This is a genomic window from Phytobacter sp. V91, from assembly GCF_965644225.1.
Taxonomy (GTDB): Bacteria; Pseudomonadota; Gammaproteobacteria; order Enterobacterales; family Enterobacteriaceae; genus CBFFRJ01.
Genome location: NZ_CBFFRJ010000332.1, coordinates 1 through 359, shown reverse-complemented (window position 1 = coordinate 359; position 359 = coordinate 1). Strand labels below are relative to the sequence as shown.

1 pseudogene is annotated in these 359 nt (G+C 61.8%); it reads left to right on the top strand.

Annotated elements, in window-relative coordinates:
- Window positions 1-359 (top strand): annotated as a pseudogene (locus ACSZO4_RS25910) (plasmid mobilization relaxase MbeA); the annotation flags it as partial.

The window sequence follows — 359 nt, the reverse complement described above, 5'->3', positions numbered from 1 at the left end:
CAGCCGTATTACGACCGCGCCGACCGTCCGCGCATTGATGCCTGGCAGACCATCGTGAACGGCAGGCTGGGGCTGCATGACCCGAACGCGCCGGAAAACCGACGGGCGCTGGTCACGCCGTCCGCGCTGCCGGAAACGAAGCAGGAAGCCACCCAGGCGATTACGCGTGGTTTACTGGCCTTAGCCTCATCCGGGGAACTGAAAACGCGTCAGGACGTCACTGAGGCGCTGGAAAGCGCAGGTTTTGAGGTGGTACGCACCACGAAAAGCAGCATCAGCATCGCCGACCCGGACGGGGGGCGAAACATCCGACTGAAGGGAGCCATCTATGAACAGTCTTTTAACGCTGGCGAAGGACT